At 68.8% G+C, this 24,208-nt stretch carries 20 protein-coding genes; 7 read left to right on the plus strand and 13 right to left on the minus strand.

All coding sequences use genetic code 11. The features are described from left to right. Positions 1-72 precede the first annotated feature (72 nt). Entirely contained in the window at positions 73-1,398 is a 1,326-nt protein-coding gene (locus QUE68_RS05345; protein ID WP_286275235.1) for an MFS transporter, read from the plus strand. 197 nt (positions 1,399-1,595) lie between these two features. Here QUE68_RS05345 and QUE68_RS05350 read toward each other — a convergent pair whose 3' ends face one another. After that, entirely contained in the window at positions 1,596-2,717 is a 1,122-nt protein-coding gene (locus tag QUE68_RS05350) for a diguanylate cyclase domain-containing protein (RefSeq protein ID WP_286275236.1), read from the minus strand. 169 nt (positions 2,718-2,886) lie between these two features. On the opposite strand from QUE68_RS05350, the gene QUE68_RS05355 reads away from it, so the two are divergent. Further along, complete coding sequence (locus tag QUE68_RS05355; RefSeq protein ID WP_286275237.1) at positions 2,887-3,633, plus strand: class II aldolase/adducin family protein; 747 nt, start codon at positions 2,887-2,889, stop codon at positions 3,631-3,633. Here QUE68_RS05355 and QUE68_RS05360 read toward each other — a convergent pair. From QUE68_RS05360 to aceA, 3 genes are all read right to left on the minus strand, one after another. Then, entirely contained in the window at positions 3,612-4,598 is a 987-nt protein-coding gene (locus QUE68_RS05360; RefSeq protein ID WP_286275238.1) for an aldo/keto reductase, read from the minus strand. The genes QUE68_RS05355 and QUE68_RS05360 overlap by 22 nt on opposite strands. 5 nt (positions 4,599-4,603) lie before the next feature. Next, complete coding sequence (locus QUE68_RS05365; protein WP_286275239.1) at positions 4,604-4,744, minus strand: hypothetical protein; 141 nt, start codon at positions 4,742-4,744, stop codon at positions 4,604-4,606. A gap of 145 nt (positions 4,745-4,889) precedes the next feature. Further along, entirely contained in the window at positions 4,890-7,199 is a 2,310-nt protein-coding gene (gene aceA / locus QUE68_RS05370) for an isocitrate lyase ICL2 (RefSeq protein ID WP_286275240.1), read from the minus strand. A 165-nt stretch (positions 7,200-7,364) separates the two neighbouring features. Between aceA and QUE68_RS05375 the strand changes: the two genes are divergently transcribed. Together QUE68_RS05375 and QUE68_RS05380 are read left to right on the plus strand one after the other, a co-directional pair. Beyond that, a complete protein-coding gene (locus tag QUE68_RS05375) occupies positions 7,365-9,215 on the plus strand; it encodes an ArnT family glycosyltransferase (RefSeq protein ID WP_286275241.1) in 1,851 nt (616 codons plus the stop codon). 51 nt (positions 9,216-9,266) lie between these two features. Continuing rightward, complete coding sequence (locus QUE68_RS05380; protein ID WP_286275242.1) at positions 9,267-10,604, plus strand: serine/threonine-protein kinase; 1,338 nt, start codon at positions 9,267-9,269, stop codon at positions 10,602-10,604. Here the strand turns inward: QUE68_RS05380 and QUE68_RS05385 are convergent. The 8 genes from QUE68_RS05385 to QUE68_RS05420 form a co-directional block, all read right to left on the minus strand. Beyond that, positions 10,589-11,077: an SRPBCC family protein gene (locus QUE68_RS05385; protein ID WP_284232945.1), complete on the minus strand. Its 489-nt coding sequence runs from the start codon at positions 11,075-11,077 to the stop codon at positions 10,589-10,591. The genes QUE68_RS05380 and QUE68_RS05385 overlap by 16 nt on opposite strands. After that, positions 11,074-11,922, minus strand: a complete 849-nt coding sequence (locus QUE68_RS05390; RefSeq protein ID WP_286275243.1) for an SDR family NAD(P)-dependent oxidoreductase — start codon at positions 11,920-11,922, stop codon at positions 11,074-11,076. The genes QUE68_RS05385 and QUE68_RS05390 overlap by 4 nt, the downstream gene beginning before the upstream one ends. Continuing rightward, positions 11,919-13,133, minus strand: coding sequence for an imidazolonepropionase (gene hutI, locus QUE68_RS05395; protein WP_286275244.1), 1,215 nt, complete (start codon positions 13,131-13,133; stop codon positions 11,919-11,921). Before hutI ends, QUE68_RS05390 begins: the two co-directional genes overlap by 4 nt. Beyond that, on the minus strand, positions 13,130-14,488 hold the full coding sequence (locus QUE68_RS05400; protein ID WP_286275245.1) for a formimidoylglutamate deiminase: 1,359 nt from the start codon (positions 14,486-14,488) through the stop codon (positions 13,130-13,132). Before QUE68_RS05400 ends, hutI begins: the two co-directional genes overlap by 4 nt. Then, the gene (locus QUE68_RS05405; protein WP_286275247.1) at positions 14,485-15,711 is read right to left on the minus strand and encodes an allantoate amidohydrolase; all 1,227 of its coding nucleotides are present in this window, start codon (positions 15,709-15,711) and stop codon (positions 14,485-14,487) included. Before QUE68_RS05405 ends, QUE68_RS05400 begins: the two co-directional genes overlap by 4 nt. Next, positions 15,708-17,378: a urocanate hydratase gene (hutU, locus tag QUE68_RS05410; protein WP_286275249.1), complete on the minus strand. Its 1,671-nt coding sequence runs from the start codon at positions 17,376-17,378 to the stop codon at positions 15,708-15,710. The genes QUE68_RS05405 and hutU overlap by 4 nt, the downstream gene beginning before the upstream one ends. Positions 17,379-17,392: 14 nt before the next feature. Further along, on the minus strand, positions 17,393-18,928 hold the full coding sequence (gene hutH, locus QUE68_RS05415; protein ID WP_284232952.1) for a histidine ammonia-lyase: 1,536 nt from the start codon (positions 18,926-18,928) through the stop codon (positions 17,393-17,395). Between the two features lie 98 nt (positions 18,929-19,026). Continuing rightward, positions 19,027-20,130, minus strand: a complete 1,104-nt coding sequence (locus QUE68_RS05420) for a flavin-containing monooxygenase (RefSeq protein ID WP_284232954.1) — start codon at positions 20,128-20,130, stop codon at positions 19,027-19,029. Between the two features lie 147 nt (positions 20,131-20,277). On the opposite strand from QUE68_RS05420, the gene QUE68_RS05425 reads away from it, so the two are divergent. The 3 genes from QUE68_RS05425 to QUE68_RS05435 all read left to right on the plus strand — a co-directional run bounded on the left by QUE68_RS05425 (position 20,278) and on the right by QUE68_RS05435 (position 22,782). Then, positions 20,278-21,117, plus strand: coding sequence for a glycoside hydrolase family 16 protein (locus QUE68_RS05425; protein WP_284232956.1), 840 nt, complete (start codon positions 20,278-20,280; stop codon positions 21,115-21,117). A gap of 97 nt (positions 21,118-21,214) precedes the next feature. After that, positions 21,215-21,454, plus strand: a complete 240-nt coding sequence (locus tag QUE68_RS05430) for a hypothetical protein (protein WP_284232957.1) — start codon at positions 21,215-21,217, stop codon at positions 21,452-21,454. 89 nt (positions 21,455-21,543) lie between these two features. Beyond that, a complete protein-coding gene (locus tag QUE68_RS05435; RefSeq protein ID WP_284232959.1) occupies positions 21,544-22,782 on the plus strand; it encodes a KasA/KasB family beta-ketoacyl-ACP synthase in 1,239 nt (412 codons plus the stop codon). 4 nt (positions 22,783-22,786) lie between these two features. On the opposite strand, the gene QUE68_RS05440 is transcribed toward QUE68_RS05435, so the two are convergent. Further along, complete coding sequence (locus QUE68_RS05440; RefSeq protein WP_284232961.1) at positions 22,787-24,157, minus strand: WS/DGAT/MGAT family O-acyltransferase; 1,371 nt, start codon at positions 24,155-24,157, stop codon at positions 22,787-22,789. Positions 24,158-24,208: the final 51 nt, after the last annotated feature.

Below are 24,208 nucleotides of genomic sequence, written 5' to 3' on the forward strand. Positions count from 1 at the left end.
TGGAGGGAACTGCGGCTTGGCTGGTTTGGGCCGACTCGCACGGAGGCGATCAGCCAGCCCGAGACGCTCGGCTTGTCCTCGGCCGCTGTCGGGTTCCTCGCCACCGTCTATTTGGCGGGCGAGGTCGTGGGCGCGCTCTTCTTCGGGCGGCTCTCGGACAAGCTCGGCCGTCGGAACCTCTTCATGGTCACCCTGGGCGTCTATCTGCTGGGCAGTGGCCTCACCGCCTTCACCCTCGGCAACAGCACCGGTTGGGTCGTGTTCCTGTACGTGACCCGCTTCATCGCAGGCATGGGCATCGGCGGGGAGTACGCGGCGATCAACTCGGCGATCGACGAGCTCATCCCGGCCCGCTACCGCGGTCGGGTGGACATCGCCGTCAACGGAACCTATTGGGCCGGAGCAATTCTCGGCACGCTCGGCACGTTCATCTTCCTCAAGGCGGTGGACCTGAGCCTGGGTTGGCGCCTGGCGTTCCTCATCGGCCCGGTGCTGGGGTTGGTCATCCTGCTGGTGCGGCGTCACCTTCCGGAAAGCCCACGCTGGCAGGTGATGAACGGCCGCGTGGACGACGCGGAGAGTTCCATCGCGTTCATCGAGCGCGAGGTCGAGGCCACCGGCGTCACGCTGCCGCCCGTCGACGAGTCCAAGGCCATCGAGCTAAGGCCTACCGAGAAGATCGGCTACGTGGCCCTGACGCGGGTGCTCTTCCGCGAGTACCCCAAACGGTCCGTGTTGGGCGTCTCGCTGATGATCAGTCAGTCGTTCCTGTACAACGCGATCTTCTTCACGTACACCCTGGTGCTTGGCAAGTTCTACGGCGTGCCCTCGGGGTCGACGCCGCTGTATCTGATCGCGTTCGCGGTGGGAAACCTGGCGGGGCCGTTGATGATTGGGCACTTCTTCGACACCATCGGCCGGCGCAAGATGATCTCGGGCACCTACGTGCTGTCGGGGGTGCTGCTGGGGATCAGCGCGGGCCTGTTCTACGCCGGGGTGCTCAACGCCATCACCCAGACCATCGCGTGGTGCATCATCTTCTTCTTTGCGTCTGCGGGAGCCAGCTCGGCGTATCTCACGGTGAGCGAGATATTCCCGTTGGAGGTGCGGGCGAAGGCGATCGCCGTGTTCTTCGCGATCGCGCAGTGCTTCGGCGCCCTGGGTCCCGTCGTCTACGGCGCGCTCATCGGAGATGGGTCCAGACCCGTCCTGTTGTTCTTCGGCTACCTGCTCGGCGCCGCAGTGATGATCGGTGGCGGACTAGTGGCCTGGTTCCTCGCGGTCGATGCCGAAGGCAGATCACTGGAAGACGTCGCCACTCCGTTGGCGGCCGCCGGTGCGGATCGGCGGCGGGGATCGGTGCGCGCCGAAGGCGCGTCGCGACCTCGGTCGCCATGATGAGGAGGATGGCAATGGATCACGAATGTGAAGGCAGTGGGCGCGAACTCCCGGCCGGCCCGCCGCCCGACGTGGCGACGACCTGTCCCGTCTGCGGGCGAGAGACCCGGGTCGACGGTCGGGAAGCCGATGGCGAGATGCGCTTCACGATCGAGCAACATCAGCAAGTCGTCACGGGGCCGTGACGCCCGCCCGACCTACGCCGACAAGTCGTCGGAATCGGGGTTCTCCAGCGACGTCAGTCGCGGGTTGATGGTGGCCGTGGTGCGCTGCCCACCCTCCCGGCGGGCGGAATAGGCGTTGGTCGTGGCGAGCGTGATCAGTTCCTCGACCACGTCATGCGGTGGGTGGCCGACGAGCGGTGCCAGCGGGGTGACGACCACCCCGATGCTTGCAGTCAGCCGGTAGCTCGCGGTCCGGACGCTGTGTTGGAGTCGATCGGTGAGGACCGTGGCGTCGGTGCTGCCGAACGTGTCGGCGACGAGGTACTCGGACTCGCCCACGTGGGCCAGCACGGCATCGCGGCGGACCGTCTCGCTCAGTCGATGACCGATCGCCACCCGGGCCTGATTGGCGTCGGAGTCACCACCCATCGCCGTCAGCAGCGAGAAGCTGTCGAGGCTGACGACGACGATCGCCAAGAAACGGTCATCGTCGCGGTCCCTGGACACGATCGTCGCGACGCGGTCGGCGAAGGCGTCACGCGTGAGCAACCCGGTCAGCGGTTCGAGCTCACCGTAGTGGATGTCGGTGTTCACGAGACGAACGACGTTGCGGCAGACGAAGACGACGAAGACGTTCGTAAAGGCGAAGAGCGCGATACCCGCCGCGGCCACCGCGGGTTCGAATTCGCCGAGTCGCACCGCCGCTCCGACCAGCGTCGCCGCGCCGACGATCCAGGTGTACGCCAGGAGCCGACCGTTGTGGAACAGCGCGGTGAAGGCGGAGACGACGGTGAACGTGCCCGCGCCCGTCAGGCCGAGCGCGGCGCTGCTCTGGATGAAACAGCCCACGGCGATGCACAGGCTGCCGACCACCACGCACAGCTGTGACTGCAGTCGGGTCGGCCAGCCAGAGCGCATCCAGACGGACGCCATCACGACGCAGCACACCGACACCGCGCCGGCCAGCCATCGGTCGCGCGTGCCCTGCGGTCCGAGGTCGCTGAGCATCAGGAGCAAGGGAATCGCACTCAACCCCAGCATGTTCGCTGCGGTCAGGCGGCAGGTGACCGGTTGCAGGCCGCGCTTCGCGAGATGCGCGGTAATCCAGTAGTAGTGGTCATCGGTGTGAAGCCACCGTCTCGCCGCGGCCAGCATGGTCAGGCCCGCGCTGAAGTCTGGTGGCCGCGTCGCACCACGAGAAGATACTCGATGCGCATGATCGGTGGTTAATCATCGCAACGATCGCCGCGGCTCCGACTGTGCGGCGATCAGCCGAGGGATCTAGGGTCATCTGCGAGTGGGTATGCAGGCTAGGAGGGTGTCGGTGAACGATCCTGGGTTCCTCGACCCCGCGGCCTTCGAGCCACCCATCACCGACGTCGCCGAGCTGCGGGCCCACCGACGGCGACGACTTGCCTTGGCCTACCGACTCTTTGGCGCCATGGGCTGGGGTGCGCTCGGCGACGGGCACATCTCGGCGCGCGATCCCGAGCGGCCCGACTGCTTCTGGCTGGGCCGTTACGGTGTGCCGTTCCGACAGATGACCGTCGACGATCTGGTGCTGGTGCGGGCCGACGGCACGGTGGAGGGCGGTGGCCACATCAACATGGCCGCGTACTACATCCACGCGCCGGTGCACGAGGCCCTTCCCGGGCTGGTATCGGCCGCTCACTGTCACACGCCGTACGGCACGCCATTCTCGGCGACCGTCACGAAGCTCGAACCGATCTCACAGGAGGCGTGCGCGTTCTTCGACGATCACGAGATCTTCGACGACGAGGAGGTGAGCGTCTCCTCCACCGATGGCGGCAAGCGGATCGCGGCGGCGATCGGGGAGGCGCGCGGCGTGATCCTGCGCAACCACGGACTGCTCACGGTCGGAACGACGACCGACTCGGCGGTCGGCTACTTCCTGTTGATGGAACGCTGCGCCGAGGTTCAGGTGAAGGCGAAGGGGGCCCGCCCGATCAGCGCCGAGTCGGCCCGGCGGGTGCACGCCGAATTCGACGAGGTCGCCGGGTGGCAGGCATTCCAATGGGCCCAGCGCACCTATCTGCCCGACGGTAGGTGACGACCGACCCTTTCGCGGATCGTGTCCGCGGCGAAGCGCGCGATCGACACCGGGTGGAAGGCGCGGGCGGCCGCGGTCAGCGCATCGACGGCATCCGCGCCGAGGTCGAGGTCGCCTGCGGCCACGTTGAACTCGAGCTGTTCGACGCTGGAGGCGCCCGGAATGGCGACGACACCCGGCAGGCTGATCAGCCAGGCCAGGGCCACCTGGGCGGGTTTGGCGTCGACCTCGGCCGCGACCTCACGCAGGGTCTTCAGTAGCGGTTCGACCCGTTGGAGGTTCTCCACGCCGAACAGCGGATTGGTCCCGCGGACACCGCCCGGACGGTTGTCGACGCCGTACTTGCCGCCCAGGAGTCCTTGCGCCAGTGGGCTGTACGCGATCACCATCCGATTCTCGCGTTCGGCGAACGGCACCAGGTCGTCGAGTGGCTGGGGGTGAGCCAGCGAGAAGTGCACCTGGTTGCTGATCACCGGCCTGCCGAGCGCGGCGTCGGCCTTGCGCCACCGGTCGAGTGAGTAGTTCGAGACACCAGCCGCACCGATCAGACCGTCGTCGAGGAGGCTGCGCATCCCCGGCATGATCACCGAATCGGGCACCAGTGGATTCGCCTGGTGAATCTGATAGAGGGGGATCCGGTCGAGTTGCAGCCGATGGGCGCTGGCCTGCGCGCGCCGCCTGATCACCGGCGGGAACGGCGCGACGGGGAAGACCTTGCTCGCCACCACGACGTCGGCCCGTTCGTCGCCGAGCGCCTCGCCCAGGATGCGCTCGCTCTTGCCGAAGCCGTACACCTCTGCCGTATCGAACAGGGTGACGCCGAGGCTGCGGGCGCGGGCCACGATGTCGCGGGCCGGCCCTGCGGCGTACGCGTCGCCGTAACCCCATTCCTTGGCGCCGAACTGCCACGTGCCGAGGCCGATCCGGCTGACCGGTCCAAGTCCGTCGAACTCGAGATACTTCATGCCGCCTACGGTACGGAAGTCACCTCGCCGGTGGGCCGGCTGACGAGGCCGGCGGCCGTGGCGGAGTTGATCGCCCGCTGCCAGTGCAGTTCCGCGACGACCACCGCACCGAGTCCCGCCGCGAGGGCTACCAGCGAAGTAATCATGACTCCACGATGCGCGCGCGAAGTAATGAGCGCCCAAGCTCCGCCTGTGAAGTTGCTATGAACCGCCGACGTCGTCACGGACTTCGGCGCGGAGACGTTCGCTCACCGAACGTTTCCGCGCCGAAATCGCGAGTGGGAGCTAGTCCTAGTCCTCCTTGCGGATCAGCCGCATCAGCGCCTCGCGGTCGGGGGCCAGCAGCTCGTCGATGCGCGTCTGGTTCACGTCCGCCACGACGATCTCACCGACGTCCTCGTGCACGTTGCTGAAGATCCCGTGAGACTTCATCTTCTCGGTCTGATAGACGTTGTCCTCGGTGGGCGTCACGTAGTAGACCGCCTCGGCCTTGAAGCGGTGCACCAACCACAGGTGCACCAGGGTCATCAGCCGCTTCTGCCGCAGCGCCTCGGCGAAGGTGTTCTGGTCGCGCACCGTGAGGATGCTGCGGCCGTACCGGTCCTTGATGGGGTCGACGAGCACGTTGGCGAGCAGTTCCTCGTCATCGTCGCGGACGCCGTAGATGCCGAGCTCGAGCACTTCGCCGCCCGCCCGCCGCGGTCGCAGCTGCACGCGCAGCGTCTCGCCGAGCTGATAGTGCTCACCCCACAGCGCCAGCCACTCCTCGAGCAGCTTCTTGGGCACCTCGGTCTGGACCAGGTGCTGGCTCTGCGTCGAGCCCTTGCCCATCGACTTGGTGGTGGCGGTGCGCCCCGACGACGCAGCCAGTGCCGCGTCGCTGCGCGGCCCGCCGACCAGCGTCTGCGGGGTCCGGTAGGGCGACTCCACCAGGCGCATCTTGCGTTGCAGGCGGGCGAGCGCCAGCATGCCGTCCTGGCGCAGCGCGGTCGCGAACTCCTCGGCGGCGACGCCGTCGATCTGATGACCGCCGTAGGTCATGAAGTTGAAGACGAACCCCATCTTGCCGATCTCCTCGGGGAAGGCCCGCATCTGATCGTCGGTCATGCCGGTGGTGTCCCAGTTGAACGAGGGGGACAGGTTGTAGGCCATCATCTTGTCGGGGTAGACGGCGCGGATGGCCTTCGCGAACTCCCTGGCGTCGGCGAGGTCGGCGGTCTTGGTCTCCATCCAGAGGATGTCGGCGAACGGTGCGGCCGCCAACGACTTCGCGATGGCGTACGGGATACCGCCGCGGACCTGGTAGTAGCCCTCCGGGGTCTTGGCCCGTTCGCAGTCCCAGGGCACGTCGACTCCAAGCTCCCGTGCCTTCTCGCGCGCTGCATACAGCGACGCCCCCTTGGCGAACTCGCGCCACTGAGCGGGCGTCATCGCCAGCGGCTCGCCCTCGCGCTCCCGGAAGGCGACCATCTCGGCCACCGCCTCGCCGTAGGTCTCCATGCCTGCGTCGGCCTGCCAGGCCTCCACGAACCGCGACTCGACCGTGTCGAACAGATCGTCGACCGAGTTGAGCTGGCCCTCCTGCTCACCCGCTTTCCATGACGCCGCCGCCTCGGTGACGAGCGTGGCGATGCCCTGGCGTTCCAACCACGCGTCGGCGGCCGCATACTCCCCATCGGGCAGCGCGTAGAGCAGGTGGCCGCGCAGGTCGGTGACCCCCTGTTGGTGGAAGCTGCGCATCAGGGCCAGGAAGCACGCCTTGTAGGGCGGAACCTTCAGGTTCGTCGCCCCGAGAAGGAAGGGCTGGTCCCGCTCGTCGGCCCGGCTGTCGATGAGGTTGGCGGCCTCGGCATCGGTCCGCGCGACGATGATGCCGGGCACGCGCATGATGTCGAGCTGGAAGCGCGCGGTGTTGAGGCGCTTGATTTGTTCATCGGACGGCACGAGCACCTTGCCGCCCTGGTGCCCGCACTTCTTGGTGCCTGGGCGCTGGTCCTCGATGTGGTAGCCGGGCACGCCCGCCTCGACGAAGCGACGAATCAGGTTGCGCACGTGCGGATCTCCACCATGCCCGGTGTCGGCGTCGGCGATGATGAACGGCCGGAAGTCGTACTCGGGCGCTGCCGCACGCTGCTCGGCGGTCATCTTCAGGCGCAGGTACTGCTGGTTGCGGTCGGCGGTCAGCAGCGCGCGCACCAGCCCGGCGGCCTCGTCTGGAACCTGGCTCAGCGGATAGCTGGCGAGGTCGGGTCCGGGATCCTCGCTGATCGAACCCTTCGCCGACGTCGCCCACCCGCCGAGGTAGATGCCCTCGATGCCCATCCGCTTGATCGTCACGGCCTGCCCTGGCGAGTACGGCCCGAACGTGGTGATGCTCTTCTGCGCCGACGCCAGTTCTCGCAGCCGGGCGTAGAAGGCCGCGGCCGCCTCGCGCGCCACCGGGTAGTCGTTGGGTATCGTGCCGCGCTGCTCGGCGACCTGACGCGCCGTGTAGAGGCGGACGATCCCCTCGAAGCGCGGACTGTCTAAGTACCGCTGCGTGGCGGCCACGTCCTCCTGGAAGGATGTGCTGGCCTGGACGTCCGGTTCGGTCATCGTCATCGGTTTACGCTCCTCATTGAGCCCGTTTGCTCTGATGGTGCGAGTGTATGGCGCACGCCGCGCGCGAAGTTTCGATTCACCCATCTCGCATGCAATTGCGCGCATCCCAGGTGTCTCACCCCTGGCTCACAGCTTCGTCGACGATGAGGCTGCCTAACTGGTGGTGTGACAACGACATTGGAATTGCCGATCCCGGGCAGCGACGACACCGTCGAACCGACGCGAGGGCGCCGGTTGGCCCGTCGGACCTGGGACCGCATTGGCTTCGGTGTGCTGTTGATCGCCACGTTGGTCACCTACCTGTGGAACATCACCGTGAACGGGATGGGCAACGATTTCTACGCGGCCGCCGCGCAAGCTGGTTCGAAGGACTGGGAGGCCCTGCTCTTCGGCTCGCTGGACGCGCAGAACTTCATCACCGTCGACAAGCCGCCCGTATCGCAGTGGGTGATGGGCTTGTCCGGGCAGATCTTCGGCTTCGGCAGCGCCAGCATCCTGGTGCCCGAGGCGCTGATGGGGGTTGCCACGGTGGCCCTGCTCTACGGTGCGGTCCGCCGGATCAGCGGACCGAACGCGGCGTTGCTGGCCGGCGGCGCCCTCGCCCTGACTCCCGTCGCCGCGATGATGTTCCGCTACGACAATCCCGACGCGGTGATGGTGCTGCTGATGATGGCCGCCGGCTACTGCACGGTGCGGGCGCTGGAGCGCGCCGACTGGCGCTGGATCACGCTGGCGGGCGTCGCGCTGGGCTTCGCGTTCCTGGCCAAGATGCTCGAGGGCATCATGGTCCTGCCGGCGATCGGCTTCGTCTACCTCATTGCCGCGCCGACGACGGTCCGCAAGCGCCTGCTGCACCTTCTCGGGTCCGCCGTCGCGTTCCTCCTGTCCGCGGGCTGGTACGTCCTGCTGACCCTGCTGTGGCCGGCGTCGTCGCGGCCCTACATCGCCGGTTCGACGGACGACAACTTCATGAACCTGGTCCTGGGCTACAACGGGTTCGCCCGCGTTCTCGGCAGGAACCACAATGTGTTTCGGCCCGATGCCGCGGTCGGCGGTGACGCGCAGGGCCTGACGCGATTGTTCACCGGCGAGTTCGGATTCGAGATCGGCTGGCTACTGCCCGCCGCGCTGCTCGCGTTCGTGCTCGTCGTCATCGCCCGCGGACGCGCCCCTCGCACGGACCTCGCCCGGGCGGGGGCCGTCCTGTTCGGCGGCTGGATGCTGGTCGACGGGCTGGTGCTCAGCTTCATGAAGACGATGGCGCACCCCTACTACTGCCTCTCGTTCGTGCCCGCGGTCTGCGGCATGCTCGCCATTGGGGTGCACGAGATGTGGGGCCGCCGCGACACCTGGTTCGGGCGCGGTGGCCTCGCGGCGCTGATCCTCGGTACCGGCTCGTGGAGCTGGTGGATCCTCGGGCGCAACGCCGAGTGGCTTCCGGCACTGCGGTGGGTCGCGCTGGCGGTCACGGTCGCCGCGTCGGCGTGCCTGCTGCTGAACCAGGGCCGCCGCGTCGCGGGTGCGGCGCTGGTGGCCGGACTGGTCGGCGCGGTACTGGGTCCGGCCGCGTATTCGGTGGCCACCCTCGGGCAGTCCCACGGCGGCGGAATGGCCATGGTCGGGCCCGCGCGTCCCGGCGCCCATCGCTTGGGCGGCTTCGGTCACGACGCGGACGACCCGCAACTCGACGTCATGCTCCGCGACACGCACACCGACTGGTCGGCAGCCATCGAAAGATCGTCGGCCGCAGCTGAACTCGAGCTGGCGACCAACACCGCCGTGATGGCGATCGGGGGCTTCGGCGGCATCGATCCTGCGCCGACGCTCGGCGAGTTCGAGCAGGACGTCGCCAACCATCGCATCAGCTACTACGTCGCCCCGGTGCACGGCCCCCGGGTGGGCGGCTTCGGCGACCGGCGGGCGCACGCCGACATCACCGCGTGGGTCGCCGCCAACTTCGCGCCGATCTCCGTGGGGAAGCACACCGTGTACGACCTCACCGCGCCGACGAGCTGACCCCCGCGCCGTTCCCTAGGCGTGCGGGCCCGCCTCAGTAGGATGCCTCGCATGCCACTAGCCACGGGGGAGACGTTCGCCGGATACGCGATCACCCGGTTGCTCGGCGCGGGCGCCATGGGTGAGGTGTACCTCGCCGAGCATCCGCGGTTGCCGCGCCGCGACGCGCTGAAGGTGATGGCCCTCAACGTGTCGACCGATGCGGAGTATCGCGAGCGGTTCAACCGCGAGGCGCAGAACGCCGCGGGGCTGTGGCACGCGAACATCGTCACCGTCCACGATCGCGGCGAGGACGAGGGCCGGTTGTGGATCGCGATGGACTACGTGGAGGGCACCGACGCCGGCCAAATGCTGCTGGAGCAGCCGTACCGCAACGGGCTGCCCCCCGCCGACGTGGTGCGGATCATCGGCGCGGTCGCCGGCGCGCTGGACTATGCCCACCAACGCCAGCTGCTGCACCGCGACGTCAAGCCCGCCAACATCCTGCTGGCCCCGCAGGACGCGGGCGGTTGGCGGGTGCTGCTCGCCGACTTCGGCATTGCGCGGCGGATCGACGACTCCAGCGGGCTGACCGAGACCAACATGGCCGTCGGTACCGTCGCCTACGCCGCTCCCGAACAGCTGATGGGCCTGACGCTCGACGGGCGCGCTGACCAATACTCGCTTGCAGCAACGGCTTTCGAACTACTAACCGGCCAGCACCTGTATCTGGACCGAAACCCCGCCGTCGTCATCAGCCAGCACGTGAGTGCCCCGCCGCCGGCGATCGCGGACCGCAAACCCGAGCTCTCCGGTCTGGGCCCGGTGCTGTCCAGGGCGCTGGCGAAGTCGCCAGGGGATCGCTACGGCTCGTGCACCGAGTTCGCCGACGCACTCGCGCTGCACCTCGATGGTGACCTCGATGCCGACGTCGGCGACACGATGCTCGCCCCGGCGTCCTCCGCACGCCACCGCGCGTCGGCTTCGAAGACCCGGATGTCGCGGCGGGGTGTCGCCTTGGCGGTCGTCGTCGGACTGCTGCTCGTCGGTGGTGTCGTCGGGGGCATCCTCCTCGCGCGTCATCAGACCGGGGTCGTCGCCCAGCCTGCTCCGGCCGTGCCCGCCGTCCCCGTCGTGCTCGTGGGAGCGGACTGTCAGGTGCTCGGGGCTGCCGGGGTTTCCGAGACCGGTCAGAAGGCGTACTGCGCCCGCCTGCCCCCGAGCAACGACGAAATGTGGTCGCTGGTGTCGGGTGTGGTGCCGTCCCCGACCGTCACCCCCGCGCCCGGTGAACAGGTCTACCCTGCCGGGATCGAGGATCAGGTCCGTGTCTGCGTCCAGCAGACGGGGCAGACGCGGGTCGAGTGCCGCGCGGACATCCGGCGGGGGAACCTCTACGGGCCGCCGTGAGAGTAGCGGTCGCGCAGTCGTGTCAGCGTGGCCTCGATGCCCTTGGCGTTGCTCGTCACGAAACCCGTTCGGCGGTAGTACTTCAACGCCTCCTTGACGGCCCCCGTGTCGGAGAAGTCGAACGTCTCGGTGACCCTGGTGGTGGTCGGTGTGAGCGCGGCGAACTCCCACCGCCAGCGGTGCCCGACCGGATGGCGCCACTCGATGAGTTCGTCGGGCTTGAGCGCGGTGACGACGCTGGTGATGCGGTAGGGCACCCCGAACATCTTCATCTTGGTCGAGAACCGAGCACCGGCAACGAGTTTCGGCGGCGCCGCATGATTGGCGCCCACCGTGCCGGAGCCGTCCAGCTCGTGGTGGCGGCGCGGGTCCGCGGCGATGGCGAAGAGCTCCGCCGCGGGTGCGTGCACGATGACCGAGCGGCTCACCTCATTCGGGCCGGCGTCGACGACGGTGACGGAGGTGTCGGTCACGAGTCTGCTCCTTGGGGTGTGGTGGCGACCATAGCGGCACTGCGGTCCCAGAGTTCGCGCGCCAGTTCGGGATCGTAGGCCTGTTCGTTAGCCCTCTGGATGGCGTGTCCGGAGTAGTACTCACCGGAGGTCCAGTCGTTCCCCGGCGTGGCCGAGGCCAGCCAGACCAGAAGGTCGGATCCCCGTTCCGGAGAGACCAGCGCGAGATGCCGCAGTGGCGAGTGGTAGAGGAGGCGCAGGAGTCGCGACTCCGAGTCGGCGCCGAAGTTCGAGGCGACGTTGCCCGGATGGAAGGCGGCCGTGGAGATGCCCTTCGCGTGATACCGGCGGTGGAGCTCCCTGGTGAACAGGATGTTCTCCAGTTTCGAGTCGCCGTAGGCCTTCTGCGGACGGTAGTTCCGTTCCCCGTCGAGGTCGTCGATGTCGACGTGCCCGAAGAGCTTGTTGCCCACGCTCGAGGTGTTCAGGACGCTGGCTCGGGATTCGACGAGCCGTTCCAACAGCAATGTCGTCAGCAGGAACGGGGCCAGGTGATTGACCTGGAAGACCTTCTCGTGGCCATCGACCGTGACCCGGCGCTCCTTCGCGATGACGCCGGCGTTGTTGGCCAGTACGTCGATGCGTGGGTAACGCGTCAGGAGCTGGTCCGCCAGTGCGCGGACCTGGGCGAGCTCGGCGAAGTCCGCCACGAAGTGGTCGCCGCCGACGCCTGCGGCGACCGCAGCGGTCTTCTGCGGGGAGCGTCCGACGACCACGACGCGTTCGCCGCTGCGGCTCAGCCGCTTCGCCGCGGCCGCGCCGATACCGTCGCTCGCGCCGGTGATGATGATGGTCCGACCCGTCATGGTGAGCCCTTCGATTCGGTTGACCGGACATGACGTCCCGCCACGACTCTTCCCTCCACGATGACGTCGCGTACGAGCGGGACCCCCGGCCGGTAGGCGAGGTGGACGTAGGACGGCGCGTCGAGGCGGATGAAGTCGGCCCGCTTGCCGACGGCGAGGGTGCCGACGTCGCCGCGTCGCAGTGCGGCGGCACCGCCCGCGGTCGCCGACCACACTGCCTCCGCCGGTGTGAAGCCCATGTCGCGGACAGCCACCGCGATGCAGAACGCCATGCTGGTGGTGAAGGAGCTGCCAGGGTTGCAGTCGGTCGCGATCGCCACGGTGACTCCGGTGTCGAGGAAGCGCCGGGCGTCGGGCCAGTTTGCACGCGTAGAGAATTCGGCCCCGGGCAGAAGGGTGGCGACCGTGCTGCCTGCCGCGGCCGCCAACGCCTCGATGTCGGCGGCGGTGGCGTGGGTGCAGTGGTCGACCGACGCCGCGCCCAGGTCGACCCCGAGTTGGATGCCCTTGCCCGGCCCGAGTTGCGAGGCGTGCAGACGGGGCGCGAGTCCCGCCGCGATGCCCGCCTCGAGGATGAACCGCGTCTCGTCGACGTCGAAGGCCCCGCGGTCGCAGAACACGTCGATCCACCGCGCCAAGGGTCGGCATGCGGTCAGCATCTCACCTGCCACCAGGCGGACGTAATCGTCTCGGGCGCTGCGGTATTCGGGCGGCACCACGTGGGCTCCGAGGAATGTCGTCTCGAGGGTGAACCGTTGGGCGACCGCGAGCGATCGCCGTTCGTGGTCGACGTCGAGGCCGTAGCCGCTCTTGGTCTCGAACGTCGTGACCCCACCGGCGAGGAGTTCGTTCGCGAGCCCGTCGAGGTTGTCGGCCAGCGCGGTGTCGCTGGCGTTCCTGGTCGCCTCGACGGTGGTGGCGATACCGCCGCCGTCGTAGGGGCGTCCGCTCATCCGCGCGGCGAACTCCGCGGACCGGTCACCGGCGAAGACCAGATGGGCGTGGCTGTCGACGAATCCCGGCAGCACGCTGCCCCCGGCGAAGTCGACCCGGGTGTCGGCGGCGGGCGCGTCGGCGTCGGCGCCGACCCATGCCACGTGCCCGTCGGCCACGACGACCGCCGCATCCACGAGGATGCCGAGGGGGGACCCGTCACCGACGGTGGCGTCGTTGGTGACCAGCTCGCCGATCCCGGAGTACAGCACGCTCACGGTGCCCCCACCACTGCCGAGATGGCTTCGGCCAGTGCGCGTCCGGGATCGGCCACCAGGCGGTGGCGGCGGTCTTCGACCACGACGCGGCCGTCGACCACGACGTCGGTCACGTCTGCCGCCGTCGCGGCGAAGACGGCGTTCTCCACCGTCGGCCCGCCGCCTGCGGTACGGATGGAGTTCAGGTCGACGGCGACCAGATCGGCCCGCGCACCGACGCGCAACTCACCGGCCCCGGCCCACCCGAGCGCCGAATGGCCATCACGGGTGGCCGATTCGAGCAACCGGGGGGCCGGGATGACACCCCGCTCGCGGCGCACGAGTCGCTCGTCGAGTTCCACGGCGCGCGCCTCCTCGAACAGGTCGATCACGGCGTGGCTGTCCGAGCCGAGGCTGAACGGCCCCGGTCCTGCCAACAGCTCGGGCGCGGGCCCGACACCGTCACCGAGATCGCGCTCGGTCGTGGGGCAGAAGCAGACTCCGGTACCGCTGTCGTCGAGGTCGGCGATGTCGGCCGCGGTCAGGTGGGTGGCGTGTACCGCGGTGGTGCGTGGGCCCAGCACGCCGCGGTCGCGCATCAGCCGGGTGGGGGTGCAGCCGTGAACGGCCATGCACCGCTCGACCTCCGCCGTCTGCTCGGATGAGTGAATGTGCAGCGGTGCCGACGCGGCAGTGGCCCACGCCACCACCGACGACATGTCGTCGACCCCCACGGCGCGCACCGAATGTATTGCTGCGCCGATCATCACGTGGTCCCACCCGGCGGCCTGGTGGTGGAGGGCATCGACGCGCCCAGCCCACCGCTCGCCGTTGCCGTCACCGAACCGCCGTTGCGGGCCGTCGGCGAGCGGGGTGCCGTCGACGTCGGCGCTGAGGTAGCACGTGTCCAGCAGCGTGAGCCGGATCCCGGCGTCGGCGGCGGCGGCGATCAGCGCGTGACCCATCTCGTTGGGGTCCGCGTAGGGTCTTCCGCCGGTGTCGTGGTGCAGATAGTGGAATTCGCCGACGGCCGTGATCCCGGTCAGCGCCATCTCGGCGTACACGGCGCGGGCCAGCGCGCGGTAGAGGTCGGGGGTCAGCCGGTCGGCCACCTCGTACATCAGCTGACGCCAGGTCCAGAACGAGCCGCGGTCGCGCTGGGTCCGCGATCTCAGCGCGCGGTGGAAGGCGTGCGAATGGGCGTTGGCGAGTCCGGGCAGCACCAGGCCTGGCAGGCGGTGCCCCTCCCCGCGTGGGCGGTCGGGTTCGACCGTCGCGATGGTGCCGTCGACCACCGTGATGAGGACGCCCGAGGCAACGGAATCCCCGCCGAACCAAGCATGTTCGCACCACCAGGTCGCGGGGGCGGCACTCATCCGCCGACCCACTCGGCCATCACGTCGGCGAGTGCCTCTGCACCGCGTCGGCAGTCGTCGATCTCGGCGTATTCGTCCGGCGAGTGGGAGATGCCGGTGGGGTTGCGCACGAACAGCATCGCGGTGGGGACCGTGGTCGACAGGATGCCGGCGTCGTGGCCGGCCTGGGTGGGGAGGACGGGAACGTCGCCGAGGGCGGCGAGCGCACGTAGCACCCTCAGCCGCGGGGCGTCGGGGAAGAGCACTGCCGGAGAGACGGATTCGGTCTGCACGATCAGCTCGGTGCGATCGTCGGCGGCGCAATCGGTGGCGTCCGCGGTGATGGCCGCCACCAACGCCGCCAACGTGGTCTCGTCGGCGGCCCGGGCGTCGAGCCAGGCCTGCACCTGCGACGGGACCGCATTGGATCCGTTGGGCGTGACCCGCACCTTGCCGAAGGTCGCCACCGCCGAATGCGAGGTGGCCCGGGCGCGCGCGGCGTGCACGGCAGAGGCGAAGGTCAGCATCGGATCGCGCCGATCGACGAGACGCGTGGTTCCCGCATGGTTGGCCTCACCGTCGAAGGTGAACTGCCAGCGGCCGTGTGGCCAGATGGACGAGGCGACGGCGATCGGCCGGTCGACCAGGTCGAGGGCGCGGCCCTGCTCGACGTGCAACTCCACGTAAACGCCCACGCGCTCGGCGAGCCGGTCGTCGGCGCCGAGGTGGCCGGGGTCGCGGCCGACGGCCAGCAGCGCATCGGCCAACGTGGTGCCGTCCCCGTCGCTCAGGTTCAGCGCACGTTCGGGAGTCAGTGCGCCCGTGGACAGTTGGGACCCAATGCACGCGACGCCGAACCGGGCGCCCTCTTCGTCCACGAAGGCCGTCACGGCCACCGGGATGCGAGGGCGCACGCCCCGGGCCACGAGCAGGTCGACGGCGGCGAAGGCCGACACGATGCCGAGTGGCCCGTCGTACGCGCCCCCGTCGGGCACCGAGTCCAGATGCGAGCCGGTGACGAAGGCGCCCCTGGGGTCACCGACCCAGCCGTCGGGCATCCACCACGCCCACAGGTTGCCGTTGCGGTCCTCTTCGACGGTCATGCCTCGATGCTCGGCCTCGCCGGTGAACCATTCGCGCAGGGTGAGATCCGCTGTGGTCCAGGCGAACCTACGGTATCCGCCGCTGAGTGGATCGCGGCCGACGTCGAGGATGGAACCCCACAGCGAGTCGAAGGTCTTCACGCCCGATCCTGCATGGGTATCCGGACGCCGCGTTCGGCGGCGATCCGGGTGGCGTGCTCGTAACCGGCGTCCACGTGACGGATGACGCCCATCCCTGGGTCGTTGGTCAGGACGCGTTCGAGTTTCTCTGCGGCGAGCGCGGTTCCGTCGGCGACGCACACTTGCCCGGCATGGATCGAGCGACCCATGCCGACGCCACCGCCGTGATGGATCGACACCCATGACGCTCCGGATGCCGTGTTCACGAGGGCATTGAGCAGCGGCCAGTCGGCGACCGCGTCCGAGCCGTCGGCCATCGCCTCGGTCTCTCGGTAGGGGGAGGCCACCGAACCGGAGTCCAAGTGATCGCGGCCGATGACGATCGGTGCGGACAACTCGCCGGAGGCGACCATCTCGTTGAATCGCAGTCCCGCACGGTGCCTCTCGCCATAGCCGAGCCAGCAGATGCGGGCGGGCAGGCCCTGGTAGGCGACCCTTTCCCCGGCCAAGGTGATCCAGCGGCGCAGGTGGTCGTTGTCCGGGAAGAGTTCGAGAATGGCACGGTCGGTGGCCTCGATGTCCTTGGCGTCGCCCGAGAGGGCCACCCAGCGGAACGGACCCAGCCCCTCCTCGAACTGCGGGCGGATGTAGGCGGGCACGAAACCCGGGAAGTCGAAGGCCCGCGCGTAGCCCGCCTTGCGGGCCTCGTCGCGGATCGAGTTGCCGTAGTCGAACACTTCGGCACCCTTGTCCTGGAACCCGACCATCGCGGCAACCTGTTTGGCCATCGATGCCTCGGCCTGCTCGGTGAAGTACCCGGGGTCCTTGTCGGCCATCTTCTTCATGTCCTCGAACGCGACCCCGAGCGGGAGGTACGACAGGGGGTCGTGGGCCGAGGTCTGGTCGGTGACGATGTCCATCGGCGCGCCGCGCTCGAGCAACTCGGGGACCACCTCGGCGGCGTTGCCGAGCAATCCGATCGACAACGGGCGCTTGGCATCCCGCGCCTCGACCGCCAACCGCAGCGCGTCGTCGATCGAGTCGGCGGCCACGTCGAGGTAGCGCTGCTCGATGCGGCGGTCGATCCGGGTCTGGTCGCAGTCCACGCAAATCGCGACACCGTCGTTCATCGTCACGGCCAGCGGTTGCGCGCCGCCCATGCCGCCGACGCCACCGGTCAGCGTGATGGTGCCCGCCAGGGTGCCGCCGAATCGCTTCTTCGCCACGGCGCCGAACGTCTCGTAGGTGCCCTGCAGGATCCCCTGGGTGCCGATGTAGATCCACGAACCCGCCGTCATTTGGCCGTACATCATCAGCCCGGCCGCTTCGAGTTCGCGAAAGTGCTCCCAATTGGCCCAGTCTCCAACCAGATTGGAGTTCGCGATCAAGACCCGCGGCGCCCACGGGTGGGTCCGGAAGACGCCGACGGGCTTGCCCGACTGCACCAGCATCGTCTCGTCGTCCTCCAGGCTGCGCAGCGTGGCCACGATCGCGTCGAACGCCTCCCAGCTCCTGGCGGCGCGACCCGTCCCGCCGTAGACCACGAGATCCTCGGGATGTTCGGCGACCTCGGGATCGAGGTTGTTCATCAGCATCCGCAACGCGGCTTCCTGTTGCCAGCCCTTGCACGAGAGTTGCGTGCCTCGGGCGGCACGCACGGTGCGGGATTGGGAGGTGTTGGAGGTCATGGCATTCCGATCGTCTAGGTCAGGGGTCCGACGACGCGTTCGGCGGCTCGGACCAGCGCGCCGGAGCGCGCTAGCCCGACGGCGGCGGCGATCTCGGGGGCCAGGAAGCGGTCCGGGCCCGGTCCCTCGACGCGTTCCCGCAACGCGCCGATCACGGCGCCGGTGGCGGGCGACGGCGTCAACGGTCGACGCATGTCCAAACCCCTTGCGGCGGTCAGTACTTCGATCGCCAACACCGTCGTCAGCCCGTCGATTGCGCGGCGCAACTTGCGCGCCGACGACCACCCCATGGAGACGTGATCCTCCTGCATGGCCGACGACGGAATGGAGTCCGAGCTCGCCGGGTTCGCCAGCCGCTTGAGCTCGGAGACGATACCCGCCTGCGTGTATTGGGCGATCATGTGGCCGCTGTCTACGCCGGGGTCGTGGGCGAGGAACGGGGGCAGGCCGTGGCTGCGGTTGACGTCCAGGAACCGGTCGGTGCGTCGCTCGCTGATCCCGGCCAGATCGGCCGCCACGATCGCCAGGAAGTCGAGCACGTACGCGACGGGTGCGCCGTGGAAGTTGCCGTTGGACTCGACGCGGCCGTCGTGGGTGACCACCGGGTTGTCGATCACGCTGGCCAGTTCCCGCTCGGCGACCGTGCGTGCGTGTGCCGCGGTGTCCCTGACGGCGCCGGCGACCTGCGGTGCGCAGCGCAGGGAGTAGGCATCCTGTACTCGCGTGCAGTCGGGGGTCTGGTGGCTGGCGATGATCGCGGAGCCGGCGAGCAGTCGCGTCATGTTCGCGGCGGCGGCGGCCTGGCCCGGGTGCGGCCGTAGTTCCTGCAGGTCGGCGGCGAAGACGCGGTCGGTGCCGAGTTGACCTTCGACGCTCATGGCGGCCGCGACGTCGGCGAGGCGCAGCAGGTCGTCGAGGTCGGTCAGCGCGAGGATCAGCTGCCCGAGCATCCCGTCGGTGCCGTTGATCAGCGCGAGGCCCTCCTTCTCGGCGAGGATGACGGGGGACAGGCCGTGCTCGGCCAGCGCGCGTGCGGACGGGGTGATCTCACCGGTGCGGGTCCGGACGTAACCCTCGCCCATCACCGACAGCGCCACATGGGCCAGGGGCGCCAGGTCGCCGGAACAGCCGAGGCTGCCGTATTCGTGGACCACCGGTGTCAGCCCCGTCGACAGCAGGCCGGCGTAGGCCTGCGCGGTATCCAGCCGGACGCCGGTGCGTCCGGTGGCCAGCGTGGAGAGACGCAACAGCATCATCGCGCGGATGACTTCGCGCTCGACCTCCGGGCCCGAGCCCGCCGCGTGCGAGCGGATCAGGCTGCGCTGCAGCTGGGTGCGGCTCTCCTGCGGAATGTGTCGCGTCGCCAGGGCGCCGAACCCGGTCGAGACGCCGTACACCGGCTCGGGTTGTCCGGCGAGCGCCTCGATCGCCAGGCGGCTGGTGTGGATTGCTGCCGCGGATTCCTCGCCGAGCACCACCTGGGCGTCCTCCCGGGCGACCGCGATGACGTCGCCGAAGCTGACCGGTCCGATCCCGACGGTCACGGTCATGGGTGGTGGCTCTCCTTCGTTCGGTGCTGCGAGCCCACCGTAGTCTCGCCAACCCGGGAGGCGGACGGGATCGGGCTGCCGATCCCCCGGTGGACCGGCTACGCGGACGTGGCCGCCTGCACCAGCGACCAATGGTGGCGCGGTAGGCGTCCACGGCCCGACGTTGCTCGGCGTCGGTGGGCGCCGGACTCGCACCGCCCCACGCGTAGGCGATCCACCGGGCCTGCAACTCCAGTGGAACGAAGTACCCGCCGGATTGATCCCACATCCCCATGAAGCCAGGCCGGGGAGGTCGGGGTGGAAGGTGTCACGGTCCGCCCAGAGATTCCGGACATCCAGGGCCGCACCGTGATTCGGCCCTCGGCGATCAAGGGCAGGAACTGCTGGCTGAGCGTGACACCGGCGGCGAACAGGGACGGGTCGGGGACAGGTGCGCCGTACTGCTCCGGGCTACCGCCGGCCTCGACGACGATCTCCTTCAATTGGTGGTCGACCTCCGCGGTCGGCAGGGACTCCGCGACGAGGACTCCGTAGCGCGTGAAGATCCGGTGGTCGGACGGAACCCCGGCGGCGAACTTCGGCAGCACGTAGCGCTGGCGCCGCTGGGTGACGACGACGTTGGCGCCCTGCTGGGCCAGTTCGGACGCCACCTCGAGCGCGCTGACCGCGCAGCCGGCGACCAAAATCCGTTGCCCGCGTTGAGAATCCGGTCCGCGGTAGGCGTAGGTGGTGCTTACCCCCGCCGATCCACCGAACGAGTCCAAGCCCGCCACGGGCGGGATCGCGGCGTCGTGAAACCTGCCACTGGCCACCACGACCCGGTCGAAGCGGCGCTCGTGGCCGCCGTGGCGCACCACCCAACGGCCCTCGTCCCGCCCGAGGTGCTCGACGTCGGTGTCGAACTCGGTCCGCTTCACCAGGCCGAACGTGTCGGCGTACCGGTGGAGATCGGCGAGGACGTCACGGCTCGACGGGAAGACCTCGGGGCTGGTGGGCTCGACGTCGCTGAAGGCCGTCAGGACCCGACTGGTGTTGGTGTGCATGCCCGGCCAGACGCCGCTTCGGCCGGGGAGTCCCGCCCACTGGCCGCCTAGGACGGCACTCCGTTCGAAGATCGTCGGCTCGAAACCCTGCGACAACAGCCACCGCGCGGCGACCAGGCCTCCCGGGCCTGCCCCGATCACGGCGACGGTTCCCGTCATCGGGCCACTGTCGCACGCTTCGCGCAGGTTGCACGCGAGCCTCCCGGGCGTCGAGGAAATACGGCCCGCTGCATTCCCCGGACGAGACACCGTCGCGCCAAACGCCAAGATTCGTCGCCGGGGCCTTAATGTGTCGATGTGCTAGAGATGGATCGCCGTAACCTCCTGTTCATGTCCGGGCTCGGCCTACTCGCCGCAGCCGTCCCCGCGCCGTTGGCCGGCGCGCTGCCCCCGGGAACGTGGACACCTCCGCTGGCGCCGCCGCCCCAGACGACGACGCCGCCCACCTTCCTCTTCCACGACGAGTTCGACGGCCCGGCGGGATCGGCTCCCGATCCGTCGAAGTGGATCATCTCCGCGGCGCGCGAGACGATCAAGAACCCGGTGTTCTGGGACCGCCCCGAGAACATGGGCCAGTACCGCAACGATCGCCGAAACGTCTTCCTCGACGGCAAGTCGAACCTGGTCATCCGGGCGACGAAGGAGAACGGCAAGTACTTCGGAGGCAAACTCACGGGCAACTGGCGAGGCGGCATCAACCTCACCTGGGAGGCGCGGGTCAAGTTCGACTGCCTGACACTGGGCTGCTGGCCCGCCTGGTGGCTGCTCAACGACGATCCCGTGCGCGGCGGTGAGGTCGACCTCGTCGAGTGGTACGGGAACGGCAACTGGCCGTCGGGAACGACCGTTCACGCCCGACTGGACGGGACGTCCTTCGCGACCCAGCCGTTCGACGTGGACAGCGCGTGGCACGTCTGGCGCTGCACCTGGAACGACGCGGGCATGTACTTCTGGCGCGACTACGTCGATGGCGCGGAGCCCTACTTCGCGGTGCCCGCCAACTCGCTGGAGGACTGGCCGTTCAACGACCCCGGCTACCAGCTGACGCCGATGCTCAACCTCGCGGTGGCGGGCTCCGGTGGCGGCGATCCCGCCGGGGGAACGTACCCGGCGGACATGCTCGTCGACTGGGTTCGCGTGTGGTGACGCCGCCCGCACCCCAACCTCTGCCGGAATAAATCGCGCCTTCTCGTGGTCGAACACAACGTCGGACCAATCGACGTTGGAGAAGGAGCACCCTCACATGAACTCAAGTAGCACAAGGACGTTCGCCGCCATTGCAGGCGGAGCCATGGTCACCGTCGGGATCGTCGTAACGACCATCGCCCAAGCCGCCCCCGGCGCCGCCGCTGATTCCGAGATGTTGACGGGCACCACGAGCACCGTCACCACCGCACCGAGCACCCCGCCGATTCCGCTGGCGGAGCCCAGCATCAAGGGCCCGGCGCCGCTGCCGGTGGAAATGCAGGGACTGCCGGGCTGATCGACCCCCGGGCGTGCACGGGGGTCCCCCTGTGTGACGTCACGAGTGCAGACGAGAGAATCGTCTCCACACTCGAAAGCGGGGTTCACATGCTGGGCGACCTACCCGACGTGGTCATCACGGGGTTCGCGATGACGAATGCGCTCGCAAGCGATGCCGAACAGACCTGGGCGTCGCTTCTCGAGGGTGCCAGCGGTATCCGCCGGCTCTCGGGACCCTATCTGGAGGACCTCGATCTGCCGGTCACGATCGGCGGTCAGCTCCGCGAGGGCTTCGACGCCGAACTGACCCGGGTCGAGCTACGGCGCCTGTCGTACCTACAGAAGATGGCCGTGGTACTCGGTCGCCGCGCATGGGCCGACTGCGGATCACCCGATATGGACCCCACCCGGCTCGCCGTCTCGGTCGGCGCCGGCTTCGGCAACGGCGAGGAGATGATCCTCGGTTATCTCGAGATGCGGAACCGTGGCCTCAAGGCGGTGTCACCGCTGGCAGTCCAGATGTTCATGCCGAACGGCCCCGCGGCGGCCATCGGCCTCGACCGGGCGGCCCGTGGCGGTGTGCAGGCGCCGATGATGGCCGACGCCACCGGCGCCGGTGCGATCGCCCAGGCCTGGCAGCAGATCGCCTTCGGTGACGCCGACGTGGTGATCTGCGGTGCCGTCGAATCACCGATCGAGGGCGTGCCCATCGCGGCGTACTCCCAGATCGAGGGCGTGATGTCGGCCGATAACGACGATCCGGTCGGCGCCTGCCGTCCGTTCGACCGCAACCGCGACGGGATGGTCTTCGGTGAGGGCGGTGCGCTGCTGATCATGGAGACCGAGGCCCACGCGAAGGCAAGGGGTGCGCGCATCCTGGCCCGGATGCTCGGTGCGGCCACCACCTCCGACGGCTACGACGTGATGGCCTCCGACCCCGGGGCCGAACAGGAGACCCACGCCCTGGTCCGCGCCATCGAAGTCGCCGGCCTGACGCCCGGGGACATCGACCTCGTCAACGCGCACGCGTCGGGCACCGTGGCCGGCGATCTCGTCGAGGCCACCGCCCTTGGCAAGGCCTTCGGTACCCACCGCCCAGCGGTCTATGCCCCGAAGGCCGCGTTGGGCAACACCTTTGGATCCGCGGGCGCCATCGAGGCGATTCTCACGGTGCAGGCGCTACGCGACGGGATCGTGGCCCCGACCCTGAACCTGAAGCAACTCGACGAGCGGATCGATCTGGACGTGGTCACCGACGGACCACGACGGTCGGATTACCGCTACGCGGTGAGCGACACCTTCGCCTTCGGTGGGCACAACGTGGTGCTGGTGTTCGGCAAGTACTGAGCCGTCAGACTGCGACGGCCTTCTCGAGGTCGGTGAGCGCGTCCTCGAGGTGAATCAGCAGCCGCTGCAGATGCGGAACGCTGCGTCGACACCCGACGAGGCCGAAGTCCAGGTTGTCGGCGTTGTTGGTCATCGTGATGTTGAGCGCCTGCCCGTCGAGCGCGATGGACAGGGGGTAGTTGCCGTCGAGACGGGCGCCGTTCCAGTACATGGGCTCTCGCGCCCCGGGAACGTTCGAGATGACGATGTTGAACGGCGGCGGGGCCGTCGAGACGAATCCGGGCACCAGACCCAGCGCGATACCCGACACCAGGAATGCCGACAGTGCGAGCGCCTGGGCCTTGGGAAGATCGGCGAAGACCTTCTTGTTGTCGCGCATCGACATGTTGATCGCATCCAGCCGCTTCGCGGGGTCCTCGATGTCGGTCGCGAGGTTGCAGAGGATGGTCCCGACCATGTTTCCGCCGGCATCCTGCTCGTCGTCGGACCGCAGGCTCACCGGCACCATGGCGACGAGCGGCGTGTCCGGTAGGGCGTCCTGCTCGAGGAGATATGCCCGCAGGGCGCCGGCGCACATCGCCAGCACGACGTCGTTGACCGTCACACCACCTGCAGCGGCGTTCTTGACCGCCTTGAACCGCGCCAACGGCCACGACTGCGCGGCCGCGCGGCGGGCTCCACCGATGGGAACGTTGAACATCGTCTTCGGTGCCCGGAAGGGGAGCGTCAGCTGCTGCTCCACCAACGCCGCCCTGGCGATGGACAGCGCGGAGGGCCCCAGTGCCGCCAACGCTGCGACGGTGTCGGTGAGGGTCCCGACCGTGGACCGTCCACCGCTGCGCTCCTGGCTCCGCTGTTTCGGCCCGAGCGTCCACGGCACCCGGGTCTCGCGGTCGTCGGGGTCTGCGGTCATGGACCGGATGATCAGGCGCTGAGCGCTCACACCGTCGAGCAGCGAGTGATGGATCTTGGTGTACACCGCGAAGCGGCCGTCGCCGAGCCCCTCGACGAGGCTTGCCTCCCACAGCGGCCGGTGCCGGTCGAGCAGGGTGCCGTGCAATCGCGATACCAACTCGAGCAGATCACGCACCCGGCCGGGCCGGGGCAGGGCGGAACGGCGTAGGTGGTAGTCGATGTCGACGTCGTCGTCGGTCGCCCAGGCGAGGTTCGAGATGCCGCCGAGCAACCTGCCCGGGTGCTTGCGGAACGTGGGCTGGAAGTCGTCGTTCTTGCTGATCGTCTCGTAGAGGTCGCGGACGAAGTCGGGGCTCGCCCCCTCGGGTGGCTCGAAGAGCTGAAGGCCCGCGACGTGCATCGGATGTTCCCGAGATTCGCCGATGAGGAACATCGAGTCGGTCGGCGAGATCAGCTTCATGGGTGTGACGGTACCCACAGTTGCCGAGCTTCACCCCACCGCACCGGCAAA

Source organism: Mycolicibacterium sp. TUM20985 (assembly GCF_030295745.1).
GTDB lineage: Bacteria > Actinomycetota > Actinomycetes > Mycobacteriales > Mycobacteriaceae > Mycobacterium.

Coding starts and splice junctions, on each gene's coding strand:
- QUE68_RS05350 (WP_286275236.1), bottom strand. CDS start 2,717: ATGCTGGCCGCGGCGAGACGGTGGCTTCACACCGATGACCACTACTAC.
- QUE68_RS05360 (WP_286275238.1), bottom strand. CDS start 4,598: ATGAAGTATCTCGAGTTCGACGGACTTGGACCGGTCAGCCGGATCGGC.
- QUE68_RS05365 (WP_286275239.1), bottom strand. CDS start 4,744: ATGATTACTTCGCTGGTAGCCCTCGCGGCGGGACTCGGTGCGGTGGTC.
- aceA (WP_286275240.1), bottom strand. CDS start 7,199: ATGACGATGACCGAACCGGACGTCCAGGCCAGCACATCCTTCCAGGAG.
- QUE68_RS05380 (WP_286275242.1), top strand. CDS start 9,267: ATGCCACTAGCCACGGGGGAGACGTTCGCCGGATACGCGATCACCCGG.
- QUE68_RS05390 (WP_286275243.1), bottom strand. CDS start 11,922: ATGACGGGTCGGACCATCATCATCACCGGCGCGAGCGACGGTATCGGC.
- QUE68_RS05400 (WP_286275245.1), bottom strand. CDS start 14,488: ATGAGTGCCGCCCCCGCGACCTGGTGGTGCGAACATGCTTGGTTCGGC.
- hutU (WP_286275249.1), bottom strand. CDS start 17,378: ATGACCTCCAACACCTCCCAATCCCGCACCGTGCGTGCCGCCCGAGGC.
- hutH (WP_284232952.1), bottom strand. CDS start 18,928: ATGACCGTGACCGTCGGGATCGGACCGGTCAGCTTCGGCGACGTCATC.
- QUE68_RS05420 (WP_284232954.1), bottom strand. CDS start 20,130: ATGACGGGAACCGTCGCCGTGATCGGGGCAGGCCCGGGAGGCCTGGTC.
- QUE68_RS05425 (WP_284232956.1), top strand. CDS start 20,278: ATGGATCGCCGTAACCTCCTGTTCATGTCCGGGCTCGGCCTACTCGCC.
- QUE68_RS05430 (WP_284232957.1), top strand. CDS start 21,215: ATGAACTCAAGTAGCACAAGGACGTTCGCCGCCATTGCAGGCGGAGCC.
- QUE68_RS05435 (WP_284232959.1), top strand. CDS start 21,544: ATGCTGGGCGACCTACCCGACGTGGTCATCACGGGGTTCGCGATGACG.
- QUE68_RS05440 (WP_284232961.1), bottom strand. CDS start 24,157: ATGAAGCTGATCTCGCCGACCGACTCGATGTTCCTCATCGGCGAATCT.